At 72.7% G+C, this 17,033-nt stretch carries 13 protein-coding genes; 6 read left to right on the top strand and 7 right to left on the bottom strand.

Features of this window, described 5'->3' with window-relative positions; genetic code table 11:
• Window positions 1-10 precede the first annotated feature (10 nt).
• Window positions 11-832, bottom strand: a complete 822-nt coding sequence (locus L1785_RS04500; protein WP_236087969.1) for an LOG family protein — start codon at window positions 830-832, stop codon at window positions 11-13.
• Between the two features lie 36 nt (window positions 833-868).
• Window positions 869-1,987 carry a succinyl-diaminopimelate desuccinylase gene (gene dapE, locus L1785_RS04495; protein WP_236087967.1) on the bottom strand — a complete coding sequence of 373 codons (1,119 nt, stop codon included), beginning with the start codon at window positions 1,985-1,987 and terminating at the stop codon, window positions 869-871.
• 65 nt (window positions 1,988-2,052) lie between these two features.
• On the opposite strand from dapE, the gene dapD reads away from it, so the two are divergent.
• Window positions 2,053-3,006 (top strand): 2,3,4,5-tetrahydropyridine-2,6-dicarboxylate N-succinyltransferase, encoded by a 954-nt coding sequence (gene dapD / locus L1785_RS04490; protein WP_236087966.1) that lies wholly within the window; start codon window positions 2,053-2,055, stop codon window positions 3,004-3,006.
• Between the two features lie 265 nt (window positions 3,007-3,271).
• Window positions 3,272-4,180 carry a hypothetical protein gene (locus L1785_RS04485; RefSeq protein WP_268914851.1) on the top strand — a complete coding sequence of 303 codons (909 nt, stop codon included), beginning with the start codon at window positions 3,272-3,274 and terminating at the stop codon, window positions 4,178-4,180.
• A gap of 168 nt (window positions 4,181-4,348) precedes the next feature.
• On the opposite strand, the gene L1785_RS04480 is transcribed toward L1785_RS04485, so the two are convergent.
• The 3 genes from L1785_RS04480 to fdxA form a co-directional block, all read right to left on the bottom strand.
• On the bottom strand, window positions 4,349-5,647 hold the full coding sequence (locus L1785_RS04480; RefSeq protein ID WP_236087962.1) for a citrate synthase: 1,299 nt from the start codon (window positions 5,645-5,647) through the stop codon (window positions 4,349-4,351).
• 114 nt (window positions 5,648-5,761) lie between these two features.
• Entirely contained in the window at window positions 5,762-6,916 is a 1,155-nt protein-coding gene (dapC, locus tag L1785_RS04475) for a succinyldiaminopimelate transaminase (RefSeq protein WP_308113254.1), read from the bottom strand.
• 4 nt (window positions 6,917-6,920) lie between these two features.
• Window positions 6,921-7,238 carry a ferredoxin gene (gene fdxA / locus L1785_RS04470; RefSeq protein WP_236087960.1) on the bottom strand — a complete coding sequence of 106 codons (318 nt, stop codon included), beginning with the start codon at window positions 7,236-7,238 and terminating at the stop codon, window positions 6,921-6,923.
• A gap of 102 nt (window positions 7,239-7,340) precedes the next feature.
• Here fdxA and L1785_RS04465 point away from each other — a divergent pair, with 102 nt between their 5' ends.
• The gene (locus L1785_RS04465) at window positions 7,341-7,640 is read left to right on the top strand and encodes a hypothetical protein (RefSeq protein ID WP_236087959.1); all 300 of its coding nucleotides are present in this window, start codon (window positions 7,341-7,343) and stop codon (window positions 7,638-7,640) included.
• Window positions 7,641-7,646: 6 nt separating this feature from the next.
• Here the strand turns inward: L1785_RS04465 and L1785_RS04460 are convergent, their stop codons facing one another.
• Together L1785_RS04460 and glgP are read right to left on the bottom strand one after the other, a co-directional pair.
• The gene (locus L1785_RS04460) at window positions 7,647-8,465 is read right to left on the bottom strand and encodes an MHYT domain-containing protein (RefSeq protein ID WP_236087957.1); all 819 of its coding nucleotides are present in this window, start codon (window positions 8,463-8,465) and stop codon (window positions 7,647-7,649) included.
• 237 nt (window positions 8,466-8,702) lie between these two features.
• On the bottom strand, window positions 8,703-11,288 hold the full coding sequence (gene glgP / locus L1785_RS04455) for an alpha-glucan family phosphorylase (RefSeq protein ID WP_236087955.1): 2,586 nt from the start codon (window positions 11,286-11,288) through the stop codon (window positions 8,703-8,705).
• A gap of 121 nt (window positions 11,289-11,409) precedes the next feature.
• Between glgP and L1785_RS04450 the strand changes: the two genes are divergently transcribed.
• Genes L1785_RS04450 through L1785_RS04440 form a run of 3 tightly spaced genes read left to right on the top strand, consistent with a single transcriptional unit; the run spans window position 11,410 to window position 17,017 of the window.
• Window positions 11,410-13,545 carry an alpha-1,4-glucan--maltose-1-phosphate maltosyltransferase gene (locus L1785_RS04450; RefSeq protein WP_236087953.1) on the top strand — a complete coding sequence of 712 codons (2,136 nt, stop codon included), beginning with the start codon at window positions 11,410-11,412 and terminating at the stop codon, window positions 13,543-13,545.
• Entirely contained in the window at window positions 13,542-15,413 is a 1,872-nt protein-coding gene (gene treS, locus L1785_RS04445; RefSeq protein ID WP_236087951.1) for a maltose alpha-D-glucosyltransferase, read from the top strand. The genes L1785_RS04450 and treS overlap by 4 nt, the downstream gene beginning before the upstream one ends.
• The gene (locus L1785_RS04440) at window positions 15,410-17,017 is read left to right on the top strand and encodes a maltokinase N-terminal cap-like domain-containing protein (RefSeq protein ID WP_236087950.1); all 1,608 of its coding nucleotides are present in this window, start codon (window positions 15,410-15,412) and stop codon (window positions 17,015-17,017) included. The genes treS and L1785_RS04440 overlap by 4 nt, the downstream gene beginning before the upstream one ends.
• Window positions 17,018-17,033 lie beyond the last annotated feature (16 nt).

Below are 17,033 nucleotides of genomic sequence, written 5' to 3'. Positions count from 1 at the left end.
GGACCGGGACTCACGCCTCGGCCACCGTGGGCTCTTCCTCCGCCTCGGCGAGCGCCTCGAGGGCCTCGCGCTCCCGCGCGGCCAGGGCGGCACCCCGGCGCTGCACGTGCTCGACGGCATCCGCGGGGTCGTCGGTGAGGTAGAGCAGGTCGAGCTCGGCCTGGCTGATCATCCCGCGCGGCTGGACGGTGCTGCGGACCCAGTCGAGCAGGCCGCCCCAGTACTCGGTGCCGACGAGGACGAGCGGGAACTCGGTGACCTTGTGGGTCTGCACGAGGGTGATGGCCTCGAAGAGCTCGTCGAACGTGCCGAAGCCGCCGGGCAGCACCACGAACCCCTGCGCGTACTTCACGAACATCGTCTTGCGGGCGAAGAAGTAGCGGAAGTTGATGCCGAGGTTCACGTACGCGTTCATGCCCTGCTCGAACGGCAGCTCGATCCCGAGGCCGATCGACGTGCCATGAGCATCGGCCGCCCCCCGGTTCACGGCCTCCATGATGCCCGGCCCGCCACCGGTGATCACCGCGTAGCCGGCCTCGGCCAGGCGGCGGCCCACCTCGCGGGCCAGGGCGTAGTCCGGGTGGTCGGGCCTCGTGCGGGCGCTGCCGAAGACCGAGACCGCGGGACCTACCTCGGCCAGCGCGCCGAAACCCTCGACGAACTCGCTCTGGATGCGCATGACGCGCCACGGGTCCGAGTGCACCCACTCGGCGCCCTCCTCCGTCGCGAGGAGCCGCTGGTCGCTGGTCGTTCTCGGGATCTTGGCGCCGCGCAGGAGCACCGGGCCCTTGCGATAGCCGGTGCCCGTCTGTGGGTAGCCGTCGTCACTCATGCGCCCAACCTAACGCCGGTTGCACACACGTGACCGTCAGCCCAGGAGCCACGCCCGCAGGGCGTCCCGGCACAGGGCGAGCTGGGCGACCGGCACCCGCTCGTCGTCCTTGTGCGCGAGCAGCGGGTCCCCCGGGCCGAAGTTCACGGCGGGCACGCCGAGCTCGGCGAAGCGCGCCACGTCGGTCCAGCCGTACTTGGGCGCGGGCGCCCCGCCGGTGGTCGCGAGCACGGACGCGGCGAAGTCGGCCGCGAGCGGGTCGTCGAGACCCGGCCGGGCGCCGCCCGCGGCGTCCGTGACCTCCAGCTCGAACCCGTCGAACACCTCCCGCAGGTGCTCCTCCGCCTCGGCGACCGAACGCGAGGGGGCGAACCGGTAGTTCAGGACGACCGTGCAGGCGTCGGGGATCACGTTGCCGGCGATCCCGCCGGAGATGCCCACGGCGTTGAGGCACTCCCGGTAGACCAGCCCGTCGACCTGGACGTCCCGCGGGACGTACGCCGCCAGGCGGTCCAGGACCGGCGCGGCGAGGTGGATGGCGTTCCGGCCGGTCCACGCCCGCGCGGAGTGCGCGGCCACGCCGTGGGTGCGCACCTCGGCCCGCATCGTGCCGTTGCAGCCGCCCTCGATCCCCCCGTTGCTGGGCTCCCCGAGGATCGCGAAGTCGCCGGCGAGCAGGTCGGGCCGGTTGCGGACGAGGCGGCCCAGCCCGTTGAGCGCGGAGTCGACCTCCTCGTGGTCGTAGAACACCCACGTCACGTCCTGCGCCGGCTCGTTGCCCGGGGTGCCGAGCTCGAGCGCGAGCGCCAGCGCGACGGCGACCCCGCCCTTCATGTCGACGGTGCCGCGGCCCCACAGCTCGGCCTCGGGCCCGGTGCCGACGAGCCGGGTCGGCAGGTTGCCCGCGAGGGGCACCGTGTCGATGTGCCCGGCGACGACGACGCGGCGCGCGCGGCCCAGCGTGGTCCGGGCGACGACGGCGTCCCCGTCCCGTGTGACCTCGAGGTGCGGCCCGCCCCGCAGCAGGGCCTCGATCGCGTCGGCGAGAGCCCCCTCGGCCCCGCTGACCGACGCGATGTCGCAGATGGCGGCGGTGAGGCCGACGAGGTCGGAGGCCGGGTCGAGGAGCACGGGGTCGATCGCGGGCGCAGTCATGCGCCCACCCTAACGAGGCGTGGACGGACCCGGCTCTGGGGTGCGGTCCTCGTTAGGGTGGTGGCATGTCGACCAGCACCGCTTGGGGCCTCGGCCTCGCCACGATCGCCGACGACGGCACCACCCTCGACACCTGGTACCCCGCGCCCGCGCTCGGTGCCGCCCCGGAGGACCTGACGGTCCCCGCGGAGCTCGCCGCGCTGACGGGGCGCGACGACGCGCGGCAGGTCCGCACGGCCGTGGTCCGCACCGAGATCGAGCTGGACGCGCCGCCGAAGGACGCGTCCGACGCGTACCTGCGCCTGCACCTGCTCTCGCACCGCCTGGTCCGGCCGCACGGCGTCAACCTGGACGGCGTGTTCGGCGCGCTGGCCAACGTCGTGTGGACCAGCGCCGGCCCGTGCGCGGTGGACGGCTTCGAGGCGACCCGGCTCCGGCTGCGTGCCTCGGGCCGCGTCGTCACGGTCTACGGCGTCGACAAGTTCCCCCGCATGGTCGACTACGTGCTGCCGACGGGCGTCCGCGTCGCCGACGCGGACCGCGTGCGCCTGGGCGCGCACCTGGCGCCGGGCACCACGGTGATGCACGAGGGCTTCGTCAACTTCAACGCGGGCACGCTCGGCACCTCGATGGTGGAGGGCCGAATCTCGGCGGGGGTCACCGTGGGCGACGGGTCCGACGTCGGCGGCGGCGCCTCGATCATGGGCACCCTGTCCGGGGGCGGCCGTGAGGTCATCTCCCTGGGCGAGCGGTGCCTGCTGGGCGCGAACGCCGGCCTGGGCATCCCCCTGGGCGACGACTGCGTCGTCGAGGCGGGCCTCTACGTCACGGCGGGCACCAAGGTCGCGGTCCTCGGCGCTGCCGCGCCGGAGGGCTCCGGCCCGGTGGTGGTCAAGGCCCGCGAGCTCGCGGGGCGCAGCAACCTGCTGTTCCGCCGCAACTCGCAGACCGGAGCCGTGGAGGTGCTGTCACGGGACGGCGTGGGAATCGAGCTGAACGCGGTGCTGCACGCCAACTGACCCTGAAGACCCTGACGAGGGCCTCCCGCGAGGGTCCAGGCGAACAACGTCGGCGGAAGCCGTGAAGACCCTGTCGCCTACCAGGCAGGGGACCTAGACTCTGGGGCTCGGTGCCGGGCGCCGGCCTTCGCGGCCGGACAGCTCCGGCACCGGCACGTCCGTACCCTCCCGACCGACGGAGTCCGCCGTGGTCCTCCTCGCCGAGAACGAGGCCGCCTCACCGTTCCCGCCGCCGAGCGCCCGCCCCCCGCGGCGCCGGCGGCGGCTGCGCCGTGCCGTGGTCGCCGTCGTCACGACCGTCGTCCTGGGCGGCGCCGCCGCGTACGGCGTGTCTCTCGGCCTGCGCCAGCTCGACGAGGCCGGTCCGGCGACCGAACGCTGCTCCGCGGTGCTCGACGGCATCACCTGGTACCTCTCCCCCGCGCAGGCGGACAACGCGGCCCTCATCACGGGCATCGCCCAGCAGCGGGCGCTCCCGGCGCGCGCGGCGACGATCGGCCTGGCCACGGCCATGCAGGAGTCAAAGCTGGTCAACATCGAGCACGGCGACCGCGACTCCCTCGGCCTGTTCCAGCAGCGGCCGTCGCAGGGCTGGGGCACGCCGGAGCAGGTCCTCGACCCCGTCTTCTCGACGAACGCCTTCTACGACGGCCTGGTGAAGGTCGACGGGTACGAGGCGATGGAGATCACCGTCGCCGCGCAGGCCGTGCAGCGCTCGGCCTACCCGGACGCGTACGCGAAGCACGAGATCCGGTCGCGCGCGTGGGCGTCGGCCCTCACGGGCAACACGCCCGAGGTCCTGACGTGCGAGCTCGCCGGGGTGCCCGAGGAGGAGGCGCTGCCCGTCGACCAGGCACGCTCGGTGCTCGTGGGCCGGCTCGGCCGCGACCTGGGCCTCGCGCCGGTGACGGCCGCGGCGGGCGAGGCGGCGACGGCGTCGGGCGACGGGACGGTCGTGACGGTGGACGCCGCCCCCCTCACCGCGGACGACCCGGCGCGCGGCGCCTGGGCGACCGCGCAGTGGGCGGTCGCCACGGCGGCTACGACCCACGTCGTCGAGGTCCGGGTCGCCGACCGGGTCTGGACCCGGGACGAGGCGGCCTGGGCCGCCGCCGACGACGCGCTGCCCGCAGGGACCGTCACGATCACCCTCACGACCGCGTCCGAGGGCTGACCCGCGGAACGGGCCGCCCGCCGCCGGCGCGAGGAGACTCCCGCCCAACCCGCCCGGTACCCACGCCGAAGTAGTCGGCCCGTCCGACGGAGCGACTACCTCGGCAGGTTCTTCAGGCCGACGTGGTCGCTCGGTCCGGACGGGCCGACGACGTGGGTGACCGGGGAGTCAGCGCAGCGAGACGGGCAGGAACTCGCGCTCGGTCGCGCCGGTGTACACCTGGCGCGGGCGGCTGATCTTCGTCTGCGGGTCCTTCATCATCTCGCGCCACTGCGCGATCCAGCCGGGCATGCGGCCCAGCGCGAACAGCGGCGTGAACATGGCCGGCTCGAAGCCCATGGCCTTGTAGATGAGGCCGGTGTAGAAGTCGACGTTCGGGTAGAGCTTGCGCTCGATGAAGTAGTCGTCGCTGAGTGCGATCTCCTCGAGGCCACGCGCGATGTCGAGCAGCTCGTCCTTGGCGTCGAGCTTGCTCAGCACCGCGTCGGCGTGCTTCTTCACGATGGCGGCGCGCGGGTCGTACGACTTGTACACCCGGTGGCCGAAGCCCATGAGCCGCACGCCGTCCTGCTTGGTCTTCACCTTGTCCATGAAGGACGCGACGGTCTCGCCGCCGGAGCGGATCTTCTCCAGCATGTCGAGCACGGCCTCGTTGGCGCCACCGTGCGACGGCCCCGACAGGGCGTTCACGCCGGCCGCGACCGACGCGTACAGGTTGGCGTTCGAGGACCCGACGACGCGCACGGTCGACGTCGAGCAGTTCTGCTCGTGGTCGGCGTGCAGGATGAGCAGCTTCTCCATGGCGTCCACGACGACCGGGTCCACCTCGTACTTCTCGTACGGGCTGGCGAACGTCATGCGCAGGAAGTCCTCGACGTAGCCGTGCGAGTAGTCCGGGAACAGCAGCGGCTCGCCGACACGGCGGCGGTGCAGGTAGGACGTGATGGTGCGCGTCTTGGCGAGCAGCAGGACGGTCGCGAGGTCGACCTGCTCGTCGTCGTGCGGGTCGAGCGACTCGGGATAGAACATGGACAGCCCGTTGATCGCGGACGCGAGGCCCGCCATCGGGTGACCGGAGCGCGGGAACGTCCCCATGAGGGTGCGGAAGTCCTCGTGCACCTGGGTGTGGCGGTTGACCCGCGTCACGAACCCCTCGAGCTCCGACGGGCTCGGGAGCTCGCCGTAGATCAGCAGGTACGCGACCTCCAGGAACGACGAGCCCTCGGCGAGCTGGTCGATCGGGTAGCCGCGGTAGCGGAGGATGCCCTGGTCGCCGTCGATGTACGTGATCGACGACTCGCAGGACGCGGTGTTCATGAACCCGGGGTCGACCGTGACCAGGCCGGTCTCCTTGAGGAGCGACGAGACGACGATGCCGTCGTTGCCCTCGCTCGCGGGCACGACGGGCAGCGGTCGAGCGGTCCCGTCGACGACGAGCTCGACGTGTGCCTGGGTGGTGGACGTCATGGCTTCCTTCCTGTGGAGCGTGGCGCGGGTCGCTACCCAGGAATGCTGGTCGCGGGCAGCGTCGACCGGTAGATGACCGTACCCCGAAAATTCATTGTCTTTCCAATTTGCAGGTCAAGTAAGTGTGATGCGCACCACAGCATCGCTGATCGCAGCGTCCGACGCCGTCAGCGCGACGCGGACGTGCGCCTCTCCACCCGGCCCGTACAGGCTTCCGGGGGCCACGAGGATCCCCCGCTCCGCGAGCCACGCGGCGACGCGATGGCCGACGCCGGACGGGTCGTCGCCCCCCGGCACCGGACCGTCGTCGGGCGTGGTGATCCACAGGTACAGGCCCGCCTCGGACCGGTCCACCACGAGGCCGGCCTTCTCGAACGCCGCGGCGAGCGACAGTCGACGGGCTCCGTAGACCGCCTTCTGGGCGGCGACGTGCGCGTCGTCGTCCAGGGCGGCGACCATGGCCGCCTGCACGGGCGCCGGCACGATGAGGCCGAGGTGCTTGCGGGTCGCGAGGAGGTCGGCGACGAGCGCCGGGTCGCCCGCGAGGAAGGCCGCGCGGTAGCCCGCGATGTTCGACTGCTTCGACAGGGAGTACGCGGCGAGCAGACCCTCGTGCGAGCCGCCTGACACGCGGGGGTCGAGGACGCTGGGGACGCCCTCGGCGTCCCACGGCTCCTCCCAGGCGAGCTCGGCGTAGCACTCGTCGCTCACGACGACCGCGCCGGTGCGGCGGGCCGCCTCGACTACCTCGCGCAGCCCGTCCGCCGGCAGGACGCGGCCCGTCGGGTTGCCGGGGCTGTTCACCCAGACCATCTTCACGTCGGGCCGGCCGGCCCACTCGGCCACGTCGTCGGTGGCCAGCGGCGTCGCGCCGGCGGCGCGGATGCCGGCCTCGTACGTGGGGTACGCGACCGCGGGGTGCACGACGACGTCGCCCGGCCCGAGCCGCAGCAGCGAGGGCAGCAGGCCCACGAGCTCCTTGGAGCCGATGGTGGGGAGCACCGCCGCGGGGTCGAGGCCCGGCACGCCGCGTCGGCGAGCGAACCAGTCCACGACCGCGCGGCGCAGGGCGGGCGTTCCCGCCGTCAGGGGGTACCCCGGCGCGTCCGACGCGGCCTCCAGCGCGCGCCGGACCACGTCCGGGGTGGGGTCCACGGGCGTGCCCATGGACAGGTCGACGAGCCCGCCCGCGTGCGCCTTCGCCGTCGCCGTCAGCGCGGCGAGCGTGTCCCAGGGGTAGGCGAGGTCGCGCAGGTCGGCGAGGCCCACGACGTCAGGCCTGCGGCGGGAGCGCGTCGACGAGCGGGTGGTCCTTCTCGATCTGACCCATCTTCGCGGCGCCACCGGGCGAGCCCAGGTCGTCGAAGAACTCGACGTTCGCCGCGTAGTACCCCTTCCACTCCTCGGGGACGTCGTCCTCGTAGTAGATGGCCTCCACCGGGCACACCGGCTCGCAGGCACCGCAGTCGACGCACTCGTCCGGGTGGATGTACAGGGAGCGCTTGCCCTCGTAGATGCAGTCCACGGGACACTCCTCGATGCACGCCTTGTCCTTGACGTCGACGCACGGCTGAGCGATCACGTAGGTCACTGCGGGTACCTTCCTGGACGGCGCGGGGGTTGCGCGTGTGACTCTAGTATCGCCCAGGCCATGCCAGCCTTGTCCGGCCGTCCCGACCCCTGAGAGCGCACTGTGACCTCCACGACACCCCTGCCGCCCCGGCCGTGGCGCGAGCTGCGGCCCGGAGAGCGCGCCGTGGTGCGGCGGCGCCTGTCCCCCGCCGAGGCGCAGGGGTCCGGCTCGGGAGCCGGCCAGGTCTGGACGGACGTGGTCGGGTACGTCCTCGAGGTGTCCGACGGCGGCGTGCGGCTGCGCACCGACCCCCGGCACGGCACGCCCGAGGAGGTGCTGGTGCCGGCGGACGAGATCGAGGCGGCACGGCAGGTTCCGCCGCGACCGCCCCGCCGGGTACCGAGGTACCCCGAGCACTGAGCGCGGTCAGAGCAGCTTGCTCTTGACCGGCTGCTCGACCATGGCCCGGTTGCGCGCGCGCCACTCGTCGAACTTGGCCTGCTGCTGGATCTCGCGCGCGCTCGGCAGCACCATGATGACGAGCATCACGAGAAGCGTGGCGGCGGTGGTGCCGACGATCAGCGGGATGATGAGCTCGTCAGGAGACACGCCGAGCGTCGACGGCGGGATCGGACCGTTGCCCACCCGGTGGGTGCTCATGGCGGACATCCCGGTGTAGTGCATGCCCGAGACCGCGACAGCCATGACGAGCGACGCGCCGATACCCGAGAACACGCCACGCACGTTGGTCGCGAGCCAGAGGCCCAGGGTCGCGGCGACGACGGCGATGGCGACGGAGAGCACGACCAGGCCCGGGGCGTACTCGACACCGACGCCGAGGCCGATGTGCATCGCGTCCATGCCGAGATAGTGCATGCCTGCCACGCCCAGGCCGGCGATGACACCGCCCACGAGCAGGGGCCCCAGGCGACCGCCCGAGCGGTCCACGACGAACAGCCCGATGCCCACGACGAACACGGCGAGGAGCGCGGACAGGATCGTGTTGGTGAGGTCGTACCTGATCACGGCCCCCTCCACGGCGACCCCGAGCATCGCGACGAAGTGCATGACCCAGATGCCGGTGCCGCCGATCGCGAAGGCCCCGACCAGGAGCCAGCCGATGCGGGCGCGCCCGGTGGAGATGTGCGCCCGGGCGGTTGCGGACAGGCCTGCGGCACACCCGATGCACGAGAGAAGGAAGGAGAGCGCCGGCGTGATGTAGCCGTTCGCAAACTGGTCGATCATGGTGGTCCCCTGAAATGGCGCATATCGAGGCGTGAACGCCCGTCATCGTACGGAGCGGAAGTACGACTCCGAGACCAGACGATGCAGCACTTCCAGGCGGAATGGAACGAATTACCGCAAGTTCCCAGACGGTGTGACGCACGTCACAGTCACACGTCACCGGGGTGTTTCGATCAGGTGACCAGCGCCGTCGTCGCCCCGTCCGGCCGGGGTGACCGGCCGGACGGTGCGACGGACCTACGCGTTCGCGACCAGGCCCAGCTCCGCCACGCTACCCAGGCCACGGTGCCGCGGGACGATCCGGACCGTGTAGCCGAACGCACCCGAGGCCGCGAGCACGATCTCGCCCGCGAACGCGTGGCGGCCGGCCTCGTACGACTCGACGAGAGCGAGCGGCTCCGCCGCGAACTCGTCGATCACGTCCGCCTCTGTCACGTGCCCGTGCACGACCTGCACGTCCACGTCCTCCGGCGAGAGCGCCCCGAGCGACACGTAGGCCTTGACCGCCAGCCGGTCGCCGACCTGGGCGGCGTCTCCGATACCGCCGGACTCCACGTGGTCCACCCGGACCGAGGGCCACTCTGCGCGCACGCGCGCCTTCCACTTCGCCAGCTCACGCGCCGCCACGTGGTCGTCCGCCGCGAGAGCGCGTCCGGCCTGCGCGGCAGGGGCGTACAGGCCGTGCACGTACTCGCCGACCATCCGGGTCGCCTGCACCTTCGGGCCGAGGGTCGCGAGCGTGTGACGCACCATGTCCAGCCAGCGGCCGGGCACGCCGTCTGCCCCGCGGTCGTAGAACCGCGGCGCCACCTGCAACTCGACGAGGTCGTAGAGCGCGGCCGCCTCGAGGTCGTCGCGGCGGTCAGGGTCCGCGACGCCGTCGGCCGTGGGGATGCCCCAGCCGTTCTCGCCGTCGTACCACTCGGCCCACCAGCCGTCCTCGATCGACAGGTTGAGGCCGCCGTTGAGCGCGCTCTTCATGCCGGACGTGCCGGAGGCCTCCAGCGGCCGCAGCGGGTTGTTCAGCCACACGTCGCAGCCCGGGTAGAGGGACAGCGCCATGCCGATGTCGTAGTTGGGCAGGAAGACGATCCGGTGCCGCACGGCCGGGTCGTCGGTGAACCGGACGAGCTGCTGGATGAGCCGCTTGCCCTGGTCGTCGGCCGGGTGCGACTTGCCGGCCACCACGAGCTGGACCGGGCGCTCCGGGTGCAGCAGCAGGGCCTTGAGCCGCTCCGGGTCCCGCAGCATGAGCGTGAGCCGCTTGTACGTGGGCACGCGGCGCGCGAAGCCGATCGTCAGGACGTCGGGCGACAGCGCCTCCTCGACCCAGCCCAGCTCGGCCGGGGACGCGCCCCTCTCGCGCCACGACGTGTACAGCCGCCTGCGCGCCTCGGCGACGAGCTCCCCGCGCATCTCGGACCGCAGGGCCCACAGCTCGGCATCGGTCACCCGGGACGGGTCGAGCCAGCCGCTCGAAGCCTCCGCCGCGCTGAGCTGGTCGAGGCCGAGCCGGTCCGCCTCGACGGCGGCGAGCCGCGGCGCCACCCACGTCGGCGAGTGCACGCCGTTCGTGACGGAGGCGATCGGCACCTCGCGCGAGTCGAAGCCCGGCCACAGCCCCTCGAACATCTCGCGGGAGACCTGTCCGTGCAGCAGCGAGACCCCGTTGGCCCGGCCGCCGAAGCGCAGGCCCATCACGGCCATGTTGAAGACCGTCGGGTCGCCGCCCTCGTAGTCCTCCGCGCCGAGCGCGAGCACCCGGTCCAGAGGCACGCCCTCCATGGCGTTGTCGCCGCCGAAGTACTGAGAGACGAGCTCGCGGGGGAACCGGTCGATGCCGGCGGGCACCGGGGTGTGCGTCGTGAAGACGGTCGCCGCGCGCACGGCCTCGAGCGCCTCGGCCGGGGACAGGCCGGACGCCACCAGCTCGCGGATCCGCTCGACGCCGAGGAAGCCTGCGTGGCCCTCGTTCGTGTGGTAGACCTCCGGCTCGGGCGCGCCCGTCAGGCGCGACCACGCACGCAGGGCACGCACGCCGCCGACGCCCAGCAGGAGCTCCTGCTGGAGGCGGTGCTCGCCACCGCCGCCGTAGAGACGGTCCGTCACCTTGCGCGCCTGCTCGTCGTTGCCGGGCACGTTCGAGTCGAGCAGGAGCAGCGGCACGCGGCCGACCGCCGCGACCCAGACGTGCGCGAGCAGCCGGCGGCCGCCCGGCAGCGCGAGCGAGATCTCCGCGGGCGTGCCGTCCTCCTCGCGCAGGATCGCCAGCGGCATGCCGTCGGGGTCGAGCAGCGGGTAGGACTCGACCTGCCAGCCGTCCCGCGTCAGGGCCTGGCGGAAGTAGCCTGCCCCGTACAGCAGGCCCACGCCGACGATCGGGACGCCGAGGTCGGACGCGCTCTTGAGGTGGTCGCCGGCGAGGATGCCGAGGCCGCCCGAGTACTGCGGCAGCACGGACGTGATGCCGAACTCCGGCGAGAAGTAGGCGATCGCCTCGGGCAGCGCGGCGCCCGACGACGAGACGCGCTCCTGGTACCACCGCGGGGCGTACAGGTATCGCGCGAGATCCTCAGAGGCTGCGCGAACCCGGCTCACGAACGCCTCGTCGGCCGCGAGCGCCGCGAGCCGCTCGGCGCCGAGGGCGGCGACGAGCGCCACGGGGTCGCCCCTGACGTCCGCCCAGAGCTCGGGGTCGATGCTGGCGAAGAGCTCACGCGTCGGGGCGTGCCAGGACCATCGCAGGTTCTGCGCGAGCTCGTCGAGCGCGTCGAGCTCGCCCGGGAGGACGGTACGGACGGTAAATCGTCGGATCGCCTTCACGCACCGAAGACTACGCACTCGGCGGAGCGGACACACATCTGCGACACGAGCCGCTCGCGGATAGCCGACGCGCGGCAGGCCCGCGCGCAAGTGGGCCCCGACTCTCGGTAGCGTGGTCAGGGTGACCGCACACACCCCCATCGGCCGGATCCCCGTCATCGAGGTCTCGCCCGTCGTCGAGGGCGGACGCTGGCCCGCCAAGGCCGTCGTCGGCGAGGTCGTCCCGGTCGAGGCGACAGTGTTCCGGGAGGGGCACGACGCCGTGGCCGCGACCGCGATCCTCGTCGCCCCCGACGGCACGGACCACTCGTGGGCCCACATGGTCGACGTCGCACCGGGCCTCGACCACTTCCGCGGGTTCCTCCAGCCGGACGCGCCCGGCGAGTGGTCGTTCCGGGTCGAGGGCTGGAGCGACCCGTTCGCCACGTGGGCGCACGACGCCATCATCAAGATCGGTGCGGGCATCGACGTCGACCTGATGCTCGCCGAGGGTGAGCGCCTGTTCGCGCGCATCTGCACCGCGCCGTCGGACGGGATCGTCGCGGCCCGGCGCAGCGCGCGGGACGCGCGGGTGCTCACGGACGCACTGCTGGCGCTCCGCGACGCGCGGCGCCCGGCCGAGGCCCGCCTGGCCGCGGCGACGTCGCGCGAGGTGCGCGCCGCCCTGGGTCGCGCCCCGCTGCGAGACCTGGTGACGGCGTCGGCCCCCTACCCCCTGCGGGTGCACCGCCCACTGGCGCTGGCGGGTGCGTGGTACGAGATCTTCCCCCGCTCCGAGGGGGCCTACCGGCGCAAGGACGGCACGTGGGTCTCGGGCACGTTCACGACGGCGAGCAAGCGCCTCCCGGCGATCGCCGCGATGGGCTTCGACGTCGTCTACCTGACCCCGGTCTCGCCGATCGGCACGACGTTCCGGAAAGGCCGCAACAACACGCTCGACGCGGCGCCGGGCGACCCGGGCAGTCCCTACGCGATCGGCTCGCCGGACGGGGGGCACGACGCGATCCACCCCGACCTGGGCACGGAGGAGGACTTCCGGGCGTTCGTCGCGACGGCCCGGGACAACGGCCTGGAGGTGGCGCTCGACATCGCGCTGCAGTGCTCCCCCGACCACCCGTGGGTGAAGGAGCACCCGGAGTGGTTCGTGATCCGCGCGGACGGCAGCATCGCGTACGCGGAGAACCCGCCGAAGAAGTACCAGGACATCTACCCGCTGAGCTTCGACACCGACCCCGAGGGCCTGCGATCGGCAGTCCTGGACGTCATCAGGACCTGGATCGACCGCGGCGTGACGCTGTTCCGCGTCGACAACCCCCACACCAAGCCGCTGAGCTTCTGGGAGTGGCTGCTCGCGCAGGTGCACGCCACCAACCCCGAGGTGATCTTCCTGTCGGAGGCCTTCACCAAGCCGGCCATGATGAAGACGCTCGCCCGCATCGGCTTCCACCAGTCGTACACCTACTTCACGTGGCGCAACACGAAGCAGGAGCTCGAGGAGTACCTGGCCGAGGTCAGCGGGCCGCTCGGCTCCGTCATGCGGCCGAGCTTCTGGCCCACGACGCACGACATCCTGCCGCCGTACCTCCAGCAGGGCGGCGTGGCGGGCTTCGCCGTCCGAGCCGTGCTGGCGGCGACGGGCTCGCCGACGTGGGGCGTCTACTCCGGGTACGAGCTCGTCGAGAACGTGCCCCGCCCGGGCGTCGAGGAGCAGATCGACAACGAGAAGTACGAGTACAAGCCGCGCGACTGGGCCGTCGCCGACAAGCTCGGCATCGCCCGCCTGCTCGGCGTGCTCAACGAGATCCGGCGAGCGCACCCGGCGCTGCAGCAGCTTCGGAACCTCACGATCCACCCGACGACGAACGACCAGGTCATCGCATTCTCGCGGCGCGTCGCGGCGGAGCACCTGCCCCCGGCGAAACCCGCCGCGACCCGTGCCCCGGCACGCCGCGCGTCTGCCGCGCGAAACGGTTCGTCCGGCCTCACCATAAGTGCAGGGGGCGGTCCGTTGCGTCCCCGTCACGACGACGTGATCGTGGTCGTGGTGAACCTGGATCCCTGGAACACACAGGAGTCGATCGTGCACCTGGACCTTTCCGCCCTGGGCCTCTCGGCCCCCGCGGGCGATGACAGCTCGGCGTTCTACGTGGCCCACGACCTGCTCTCGGGCGACACCTACGGGTGGGGGGCGCACCCGTTCGTCCGCCTCGACCCCCGCGCGCAGGTGGCCCACGTCGTGCAGGTGGGTCACGCATGACGACGGGACCCGTACCCGTGCAGGCGCTGCCACCGCGGCGCCAGCCCCGGGCTCCTGAGCGGGCACGCCGCGGCCTCCCGCACGACCCGGAGTGGTACAAGAAGGCCGTCTTCTACGAGGTGATGGTCCGCTCGTACTCCGACTCGGGTGACGCCGGGTCGGGCGACCTGCGGGGCCTCATCGAGCGCCTCGACTACCTCGAGTGGCTCGGCATCGACTGCCTGTGGCTGCCGCCGTTCTTCCCGTCCCCCCTGCGGGACGGCGGGTACGACGTCTCCGACTACACGGCGATCGCGACCCAGTACGGCTCTGTGGCCGACTTCGGCGACCTGGTCAAGGCCGCGCACGAGCGCGGCATCCGGGTGGTGATCGACCTCGTCATGAACCACACGAGCGACCAGCACCCGTGGTTCCAGGCCTCGCGCGCCGACCCGGAGGGCCCGTACGGCGACTTCTACGTGTGGAGCGACGACGCCACGCGGTACCAGGACGCCCGCATCATCTTCGTGGACACCGAGACGTCCAACTGGACGTTCGACCCCGTGCGCCGCCAGTTCTTCTGGCACCGGTTCTTCTCGCACCAGCCGGACCTGAACTTCGAGAACCCGCGCGTGGTCGACGCGATGCTCGACGTCGCCCGGTTCTGGCTGCAGCTCGGCGTCGACGGGTTCCGGCTCGACGCGGTGCCGTACCTCTTCGAGGCCGAGGGCACCAACTGCGAGAACCTGCCCGAGACGCACGCGTTCCTGCGGCGCGTGCGGCGCATGGTGGACACGGAGTTCCCGGGCCGGATCATGCTGGCCGAGGCCAACCAGTGGCCGCAGGACGTCGTCGAGTACTTCGGCACGGACGACGACCCCGAGTGCCACATGTGCTTCCACTTCCCCGTGATGCCGCGCATCTACTACGCCATCAAGGACCAGCGGTCGCGTCAGCTCCTCGAGATCCTCGCGGACACGCCCGCCATCCCGGCGGGCGGGCAGTGGAGCACGTTCCTGCGCAACCACGACGAGCTGACCCTCGAGATGGTCTCGACCGAGGAGCGCGCGTCGATGTACGGCTGGTACGCCCCCGACCCGCGCATGCGCGCGAACGTGGGCATCCGCCGACGCCTGGCGCCCCTGCTGGACAACTCGCGCAAGGAGATGGAGCTCGCGCACGCGCTCCTGCTGTCGCTGCCCGGCTCGCCCTGCCTCTACTACGGCGACGAGATCGGGATGGGCGACAACATCTGGCTGCCTGACCGCGACGCGGTGCGCACCCCGATGCAGTGGACGCCGGACCGCAACGCCGGCTTCTCCACCGCCGACCCGGGCAAGCTCTACCTCCCGCTCGTCCAGTCGCTGGTGCACCACTACAACCACGTGAACGTGGAGGCGCAGCTCGCGCAGCCGACGTCGCTGCTGCACTGGGTGCACGGCATGCTGGCCGTGCGCCGGCAGCACCCGGTGTTCGGCACCGGCGACTTCACGGCGATGGACTGCGACGACGAGGCAGTGATCGCGTTCACCCGCGGGTCCGAGGACGAGATCGTCCTCGTCGGGGCGAACCTGTCGGCCACCGCGCGCTCCGCGACGCTCAAGCTGCCGCGCTACGCGGGGTGGACACTCACCGACGTGTTCGGCGGCGCGACCTTCCCCACCGTGGGCGAGGGCGGCACGCTCACGATGACGTGGGGCGCCCGCGACTTCTACTGGCTGGTCCTGACACCGCCGGCGGCGGGCCTGCGGCCCCTGGCGGCCCCGGCGTCGGCCCAGGCGCCGGCGCCGCACCAGACCCCGGCGGCGCACCAGGCCCCGGCATGGGCCACGACCGGGCCCCGCCGGCCCGGCGGCACCGCCTGGACCGACGGCTCAGGAGGGGCGTGAACCAGACGACGCAAGCCCATGTGATCGTGACCCCCGGTGCGGGGCACCTGCCGGCCGGGGTCCTGCACCTCCTCGACCGCTGGCTCCCGGGCCGCCGGTGGTATCCCGTGCCGGGCGAGGGAGTGCGGAACGTCCCGTGGCTCACGGTGACGTTCCCGCACGCCCCGGAGGTGGTGGTGCCGCTGCTGCGCCTCGAGGGACCCGGCCTACCGGGCGGCGACGAGGCCCTGGTCGTGCAGGTCCCGCTCGTGCTCACCCCCACCGCGGAGCCGCCGGAGGACACGCCCGGCCTCGTGGGGACGGTCACCATGTCGTCGGGCATGGTCGAGGTGTACGACGGCGGTGCGCACCCCGCCTGCTGGCTCGCCTACCTGCGGGCCGCCGCGGGCGACGTCAGCGAGGACGCGCTCGACGGCGCCCGGGCGCTGGGCGGCGAGCAGTCCAACACGTCGGTGGTCGTGCCGGCCTTCGGCAGCGGGGCGATGCTCAAGATCCTGCGGACCGTCGCGCTCGGCCCGCACCCGGACGTCACGATCCCCGAGGCGCTGACGCGGGCCGGCTGGGACGGCGTGCCGCGGTTCCTGGGCGCGGTCGACCTACCCGCGCCGTCCGGCGGCCCGGTCCCGGCCGGCACCCTGCTCGCTCACCTGGGCGTCATGTCCGCGCTCGTCGCGGACGCCCACGACGGCTTCGAGCTGGCGTGCGACTACGCCCGCCGCGACGAGGACTTCGGCGAGCGCGCGGCAGAGCTGGGCGCCGTGGTGGCGCAGCTGCACGCGGTCCTGCGCGTCGCCCTCCCGGCGGGCCAGGTGCTGGAGCCGGCCGCGTTCGTGGGCGTGCTGCGGCGCCGCGCGGCCGAGGCGTTCGCCGACGTCCGGGAGCTGGCCCCGTACCGCGCGGGCGCGACCGCGCTGTTCGACGAGGTGCGCGAGCGCCTCGCGGCGTCCGAGCGTGGCGTCAGCCTCCAGGCGATCCACGGCGACCTGCACCTCGGACAGGCCCTGTACGGGCGGGACGGCTGGAAGGTGCTCGACTTCGAGGGCGAGCCCCAGCGACCGGTCGCCGAGCGCACGGCGCCGGACCTGCCGCTGCGCGACGTCGCGGGGATGCTGCGCTCGTTCGACTACGCGGCGGCCGTGGGCGGCGCGACGGACCCGGAATGGCCGGAGCGCGCCCAGCTCTCGTTCCTGGAGGGTTACCGCGAAGCGCAGGAGAGGGCGGGGGCCGAGGAACGAGGCACCCGCCCGGCCCGGAGCGCAGCGGTGACCCGACCAGAAGACACAGAGGGTTACCGCGAAGCGCAGGAGAGGGCGGGGGCCGAGGAACGAGGGACCCGCCCGGCCCGGAGCGCAGCGGTGACCCGACCAGAAGACACAGAGGGTTACCGCGAAGCGCAGGAGAGGGCGGGGGCCGAGGAACGAGCGCAGGTGCACCCGGGCGAGGCTCCGGCGTCGGACACGTCGGGCCTGGACCTGGCGACGACCGACGCCCTGCTGCGCGCCCTCGTGCTCGACAAGGCCCTGTACGAGGTCGTGTACGAGACCCGGCACCGCCCCGGGTGGGCGCGGATCCCGCTGGCGGCCGTCGCTCGCGTGCTCGGCTGACGCGGGGGTGACCGAC

It is taken from the genome of Antribacter soli (assembly GCF_021568775.1).
Lineage (GTDB): Bacteria > Actinomycetota > Actinomycetes > Actinomycetales > Cellulomonadaceae > Antribacter > Antribacter soli.
Note: the sequence above shows the minus strand (reverse complement) of the source record. Positions and strands in the feature narration are given on the sequence as shown.